The 6,030-nt window shown below is 69.5% G+C and carries 7 protein-coding genes; 3 read left to right on the plus strand and 4 right to left on the minus strand.

What is annotated here, in order from left to right; translation table 11 throughout:
• Nucleotides 1-2 precede the first annotated feature (2 nt).
• Both FVA95_RS10385 and FVA95_RS10390 read right to left on the minus strand, forming a co-directional pair.
• A complete protein-coding gene (locus FVA95_RS10385; protein ID WP_149664012.1) occupies nt 3-335 on the minus strand; it encodes a hypothetical protein in 333 nt (110 codons plus the stop codon).
• Nucleotides 336-445: 110 nt separating this feature from the next.
• Nucleotides 446-838, minus strand: coding sequence for a VOC family protein (locus FVA95_RS10390; protein ID WP_149664013.1), 393 nt, complete (start codon nt 836-838; stop codon nt 446-448).
• A gap of 67 nt (nt 839-905) precedes the next feature.
• Between FVA95_RS10390 and FVA95_RS10395 the strand changes: the two genes are divergently transcribed.
• Complete coding sequence (locus tag FVA95_RS10395) at nt 906-1,664, plus strand: TetR/AcrR family transcriptional regulator (protein ID WP_240051396.1); 759 nt, start codon at nt 906-908, stop codon at nt 1,662-1,664.
• Between the two features lie 277 nt (nt 1,665-1,941).
• On the opposite strand, the gene FVA95_RS10400 is transcribed toward FVA95_RS10395, so the two are convergent.
• Nucleotides 1,942-3,282: a helix-turn-helix domain-containing protein gene (locus FVA95_RS10400; RefSeq protein WP_368667313.1), complete on the minus strand. Its 1,341-nt coding sequence runs from the start codon at nt 3,280-3,282 to the stop codon at nt 1,942-1,944.
• A 48-nt stretch (nt 3,283-3,330) separates the two neighbouring features.
• Nucleotides 3,331-3,807, minus strand: coding sequence for a helix-turn-helix domain-containing protein (locus FVA95_RS33895; protein ID WP_368667314.1), 477 nt, complete (start codon nt 3,805-3,807; stop codon nt 3,331-3,333).
• Between the two features lie 34 nt (nt 3,808-3,841).
• On the opposite strand from FVA95_RS33895, the gene FVA95_RS10410 reads away from it, so the two are divergent.
• Complete coding sequence (locus FVA95_RS10410) at nt 3,842-4,066, plus strand: hypothetical protein (protein WP_149664017.1); 225 nt, start codon at nt 3,842-3,844, stop codon at nt 4,064-4,066.
• A gap of 783 nt (nt 4,067-4,849) precedes the next feature.
• Nucleotides 4,850-6,030: hypothetical protein (locus FVA95_RS10415; RefSeq protein ID WP_149664018.1), on the plus strand; the 1,181-nt coding region annotated here is incomplete at its 3' end.

The raw sequence follows: 6,030 nt of genomic DNA on the forward strand, positions 1-6,030 counted from the left end.
GATCAGGCGTCGGCGGCGGCCCGCTGCCGCACCGCGATGGGTGCGCCGGCGAGGTCCTCCTCGTTGCAGAGCAGCTTGAGCTCGTAGTACGCGGCCTCCGAGGCCTCGTTGTAGTCGAGGTGGATGGCGATCACGTCCACCGGCTCGCCCAGCCAGGTCTGGGTCTCGCGCAGCCACTGCGCGGCACGTTCCAGTGCGGTCGGGAGGTCGTTGTCACGGAACTGGACCGGGCGGAACGGTACGTCCTGGATCCCGTCGAGCTGGTGTGCCGGGCGGGGGAGGCCACCGGCCAGTCCCGCGTCGTCCAGTTCGAGCGCTACCGGGTTCTCACTCATTCCTCCAGGATCGCGCATCACGCCCTGTCGTCGCACCCCACCACCCCGGCGGGTCGCCCGCGCCCCGGTGGTTCCGACCACGGGGCCCTCGTGCAGTCGGAGGCGGTCCGCTACCGGGGAGCGGTCGCCCCGTTCCAGTCGACGAGCTGGACGACGACGCCGTTGGGGTCGCGGACCTGGAAGGCCCGCTCGCCCCACTCCTCGGCGGTCAGCGGCATGGTGATGGCGACCCCCTCCTCGACGAGGCGCGCCAGCTCGTCCTCCAGGTCGTCGACGGTGAACGCGAGGATCTGCCCGGCTGCGTGGACCTCGCGCTGGTCGTCCGGGAGCGTCTCCAGGCCGCGTCGCAGGAAGATCACGTTCATGCCTACGTCGTCGCGGGTGAGCGAGGCGAACCCGTCGGCCGCCATGGCGACCTCGAACCCGAAGTGCTCGACCAGGAAGGAGCGCGACGCGGCGACGTCCTCGACGTTCAGTGCGACGGCGGAGGCGGTGATGCGCATGGGGCTCCTCAACTGTGTACGGCGTACGATGTACAGCGTACATGGAAAGGTGGGGGAGAATGGCGAGGTGGCTCCCACGCGAACGAACGCCGGCGACCCGGACCGGACGCTCGCGCTGCTCTGGCGCGACCCTGCGGCCGTCCCGCGCCGCGGTCCTCGGCAGTCGCTCTCGCTGGACCGGGTCGTGGAGGTGGCCCTCGCGCTGGCCGACCGGGACGGCCTGTCCGCCCTCAGCATGCGGAAGGTCGCCGACGCCCTCGGGGTGTCGACGATGACGACCTACACCTACGTGCCGGGCAAGGCCGAGCTGCTCGACCTGATGCTCGACGCGGCCTACCGCGCGATGCCGCGGCCCGACCTCGCCGGCCGGCCGTGGCGTGACCGCCTCACCTCGGTCGCCGACGGCAACCGCGCGTTCCACCGGGCACACCGGTGGGCGGCGGCCGTCTCCACGCACCGGCCGTCGCTCGGTCCCGGGCAGATGGTGAAGTACGAGTACGAGCTGCACGCCTTCGACGGTCTGGGGCTGTCGGACCTGGACCGGGACAGCGCACTGTCGCACCTGCTGGCCTTCGTCCGTCAACACGCTCTCGCCGAGCAGGAGGCCCGCGACGCGGCCCTGGCGTCGTCGCTGACCGACGAGCAGTGGTGGGCGGTCAACGCGCCGCTGCTGGACCGGGTGCTGGACCCGGAGCTCTACCCGCTGGCGGTCCGGGTCGGCAGCGCGGTGGGCGCGGCCCACGGGAGCGCCTGGAACCCGGATCGTGCGTGGGAGTTCGGCCTCGCGCGGACCCTGGACGGGTTCGCGGGGCTCGTCGGGGAGTAGCCCCACCGAACACGACGAAGGCCCAGATCCGTCGGATCTGGGCCTTCATGTGGTCGGGGTGACAGGATTTGAACCTGCGACCTCTTCGTCCCGAAGCAATTTCGGCGAACGACTCACGTCTCGATCACCCTTATGTTCCTGCGCCGTGCAGTCCAGGGGCGTCCGCCGGTGCCCCGCGAAGTCCGTGGTCGTTGGTACTCAGTTAGCTACTCGCCGACCGTGCGGTCGGGGTGACCATCGACGTTGCTGCGAGCTGCTCCGGCCCGGCGCTCCCCCGCTAGGCAAGGCTGCGAAGCTCGTCTCTGGCGTCCGCTGCGATAACCGATCCCTTGAAGCGCTCGCCGCCGAGTAGGTCTCCCACTTCTGAGATCCGCCTACGGATCCAGGAAATTTGCCGTTCCTCGGGCAGATTGATTACAGGGCGTAAGACCTGCATCGCTCCATCGATTTTGCCTAGCTTGATGCGGGCAGTTGCTTGATACACGTGAGCCAGGGCCTCGTCGTCCAGTGACCGGAACTCATCTCCCTCGTGTTCCCACAGAGAAATGGCATCCCCGGCGTCTCTGTCTGCACGTTTCAGGGCTTGTGGGTCGTCAAGCCACATCAGACTCGACCCACCATAATAAAGCTGTTTGGCGTAACTGAAGGAGTAGAGGCCGTTCACGGAGTCGGACGCGGCTTTGTCGCGCAATGATAGAGCTTTATCTAGGAGATCCTGCGCTCTTGTGGAGTTGTTGAGGTTGGCGGCACACTGGGCTGCTCCACATAGGAGGCGAATCGTCGACGTACCTGCTCCCGCGTACTTCAAACCGTCCTGGGCAAGGTCGTCCGCAAGGCCGTAGTTCTTCTTGAATCGCGCCAGGAGAGACTCGGTTCCGCGGACCCAGGCGCGCAGCTCGTTGTCGTTCGCGGATTCCGCTAGATGCCATGCGGCACGAGCGTGGGTCGCGGCAATCTCGGGGTGGCCGAGGTCGAGGGCAGCGTAGATAAGCACCCCGGAGGCTCTGCCTGCCGCTAGGGTCAAGTCGCGCAATTCGTGTGGTCGCACAGCGCCTTCGGCTAGCCGCCTTAGAGACTCTTTCCGGATGTCTGTCGCCCTGCGCAGCATCGGCTCTGCGGGTTGATGCAGATAGGCGATGCTGAGCGATGCGACGCTCTCGCTCAGAGTGTCGACGTCTACTGCGTCGGGATTTGCTGCTGCAGCAATGATTGCAGCCGATTCTTGTTCGGTGGCGATGAGAAGTTTCCGTTGCCGTGCACTCTCCTCCCGCTCGCTATTTGCGCGATCCCATGCTAAAACTAGTGAGCCGGAAGCATGTAGTACTTGATCAGCTCGTTCGGCCCAGTCACGCCCAGGCCATCGGGTCCCTGCTGCCACATTGCTGATCCAGCCCCGTGTGGCAAGTGTCGGCCGTTCCAGCTCCCGGTAAGAGAGTCCGCGGTCGTCACGCAGCTCTCGAAAGAGCGTGACGAAGTGCCGTTGGTGCCGGTCTTTGCCCCCGGAGGTCATGCGGCTGCTACGCCCCTCGTCTCGCAGGTGTATCCACCTCGGCTTGGTGGGCTCTGGATACGGTTGTCCACTTCTCGGTTCCGGCTGTCCGGCTGAAGCTTTGAGCATGCCAACAAGCGCAAGGCTCCACGGCCAGACTGGCCAACTTCTGCGGGATCAGCGCTCTCCGGCGGGCAGCCGACGTTCGACAGCTTCGAGCCGAGCTTCGAGGGCCTGCACGGCGAGGTGGAGGGCTTCGGCGGTCGGGGCTGCGCTCGATCCCACCTCCTGCGGGGGTCGCCCTTCGGCGACCGCAGTGAGGTGGCCGCTGGGCCAACCAAGTGCCTCCGACACGGCGCTCAGTGTTCGGGGGGATCTCCGGCGGGACTCACCGCTCTGCAGGGTGCGGAGGGTGGCAACGCTGACTCCGGAACGCCGCGACAAGTCGACCTGTGTCACGTCCAGCTCTGCCATTCGGGTGTTCATGGCTGATGCCACGGCTTGCCAATCCATCACCGCTGAGACCTCCGCGTTAGCGCTCCTAGCTGCGTTAACTCTAGCGCTCTGAGACCTGAGCGACGAACTTCTACGGCCGGTCGAGTGCCGCGGTGCGCTTGACGCTGCCAACACGAGCGCTACTATAAGCGCCAACATAAGCGTTCAAGTGAGGAGGGTTGCGATGGGTTCGATGAGTTACCTGGCCGACTGCGTCGTCCCGCTGGACGACGTCCAGCGGGAGGCCCTGCACGAGTTCTGGGATCGCGTGATTGCCGACGAGCTCGGGCCGATCCCCGCCGCCAACGGCAACCCCTCGGGCAAACCGGTCGACGGGTCCATTTCCCGGTCGTCGATGGTCGTCGAGGTCGGCACGTCCGACCTCGCGGTGCCGGTTACCGATGAGGTGGCGGCGTGAGCGCCCGGCTGAGTCCCGCGGTGGAGCGGGCGGCGGCGAAGGCGTCGCAGGAGCGTCCGGTGCGGATGTTGCGTGCGGGGTGGTGGAGACCTCGCGGTCGGCGCCGATGTCGTACCTGGCCGCGGGCACGGCGCGGCGGGTCGGTCTGGCCGGGGGTGGCCGGTGATGGCCTGGGAGTCCACGGAGCTGACGGTGCCGACCCAGCTGGCGGGTCGGCGGGTGGCCGCGGTGTGCGAGCTGGTCCCGATGACGCGCCTGCGGGTCGGTGACCGGTTCCTCGGGATCGACCCGCGTCAGCGGGTCTACCGGGTGCAGGGGTGGCGGCGGGGGGCGCTGCTGGTTCTCGACGAGTCCGCATCAGCGTCCGAGCTGCGGGCCGCGGTGCGGCGCGGGGACGTCGAGCCCGGTGCGACGCCAGGTGAGGGGTTGTTCACCGCGTCGACGGTGCGGGTGGCGTCGGTGAAGCGGGTCGTGCGCATCGGGTGCTGGCCGGTCGGGATCGGACGGGCGCACCCTGTTGATCCACATAGGACAGACGAAGTAGGCGGAGGAGAGGAGCGGGGTGATGGGTTGGTTGTCGAGTACGGCCAGGGGCGGGGCTCGTGTGGGTCGGGGTGCGGTGGCGCGGGAGTTGGCGGCGTCGCAGTACGCGAAGCATCACCGTCGGGGCCGTCACACGGAGGAGGCGTCGGGGCGGGTGCATTGGCGGTCCTGTGGGGTTCGGGTGCGGTCGGGCTTGGGTGATGTGTGCTCGCGGCCGCGGTGTATGAAGGCGGCCGTGCGATGAGCGCCGGTACGTGGGCGGAGCGTCGGCGTGAGGACCGGGCGGCGGCGGCGGAGCTGGCGCGTCGTGATGCCGACGCTGCTGCGGAGCGGGCGTTGCATGCGGAGGCGGTGCGGGCGGAGATCGCTGAGCGGCGCCGCTCCGAGCAGGCCGCCCGGGATGAGGCCGTGCGGGTGGCGCGGGTCGAGCAGTCCCGCCGGGTCCGGGCCGAGCGGCGGAAGCGGGCTGCGGCCCGGCGGGCGGCGGTCGGGGTGTGGGTGGCGCGGCATCGGGTGGACCTGCTCATCTATCCGCTGGCGGTGGCGTCGGCGGTGATGGCGGTCCCGGCGATGGCCTCCTACGGCGTCGCGCTCTACGGAGGACCCACCGGCGCGGTGTTGCCGGTGCTGTCCGAGTTGGGGATGTGGGCGTTCGCGCTCGCGGTGCAGTCGCGTCGCCGGACCCACCCGGGCGCTCCGGTGTGGGCGTTGCAGGTGGGGGTGTGGGCGTTCGCCGCGGTGGCTGCGGGGCTGAACCTGGCCCACGGCCTGGACGCGGGTGTGAGTGCCGGGCTGGTGATGGGTGTGGTGTCGGTGGCTGGGGTGATCGCGCACCAGTTGGTGACCGCTGGGGCCCGCCCGGCTCGCCGTTCGGGTGTGGTGCGGGCGGCGGAGCGGAAGCTGCGTGCGGCTCGTCGGGCGGCGTTGCGGGCGGCGGTCGCTGAGATCGACACCGACGGCGATGCCTGTCTGGTCCACGCCCCTGGGGTCTACCGGGTGCGCCGTGACCGGCTGGGGCGTGCCCGCTTGGCCCCGCACACCACTCCCGGGCTGCCTGTCGCCGATGACTCGGCGGGGGCCGGGGAGGAGCTGGCCGCGGAGGTGTCGGCGTGGCTGGCCGAGCAGACCCCGCCCCTGTCGAGCCTCCCGGTCCCGTCTGCTGACGAGCCCGCGGGCGGGACCGGGGACCAGCACCACGACCCGGTCGATATCGGCACCGAGGACGACCGGCCGGACGGTCACGGTGTCGCGACGCTGGACCGCCGGGCCGGGGGCCGCGACGGCGAGCACGGCCGCCGCCGACCGCGGCGCAAGGCGACCCGGCCGCGGGCCCGCTCGATGGCTGAGCTGCGCGCCGAGCTGGCCGCGGCGGTGGCGGCGGGTGAGGTCGATCCCGCGTCGGCGGAGTCGATCCGGACCGG

The organism is Pseudonocardia sp. EV170527-09, from assembly GCF_008369905.1.
In the GTDB taxonomy this organism is placed as follows: Bacteria; Actinomycetota; Actinomycetes; order Mycobacteriales; family Pseudonocardiaceae; genus Pseudonocardia.

Coding starts and splice junctions, on each gene's coding strand:
- FVA95_RS10385 (WP_149664012.1), bottom strand. CDS start 335: ATGAGTGAGAACCCGGTAGCGCTCGAACTGGACGACGCGGGACTGGCC.
- FVA95_RS10390 (WP_149664013.1), bottom strand. CDS start 838: ATGCGCATCACCGCCTCCGCCGTCGCACTGAACGTCGAGGACGTCGCC.
- FVA95_RS10400 (WP_368667313.1), bottom strand. CDS start 3,282: ATGCTCAAAGCTTCAGCCGGACAGCCGGAACCGAGAAGTGGACAACCG.
- FVA95_RS33895 (WP_368667314.1), bottom strand. CDS start 3,807: ATGTTGGCGCTTATAGTAGCGCTCGTGTTGGCAGCGTCAAGCGCACCG.
- FVA95_RS10410 (WP_149664017.1), top strand. CDS start 3,842: ATGAGTTACCTGGCCGACTGCGTCGTCCCGCTGGACGACGTCCAGCGG.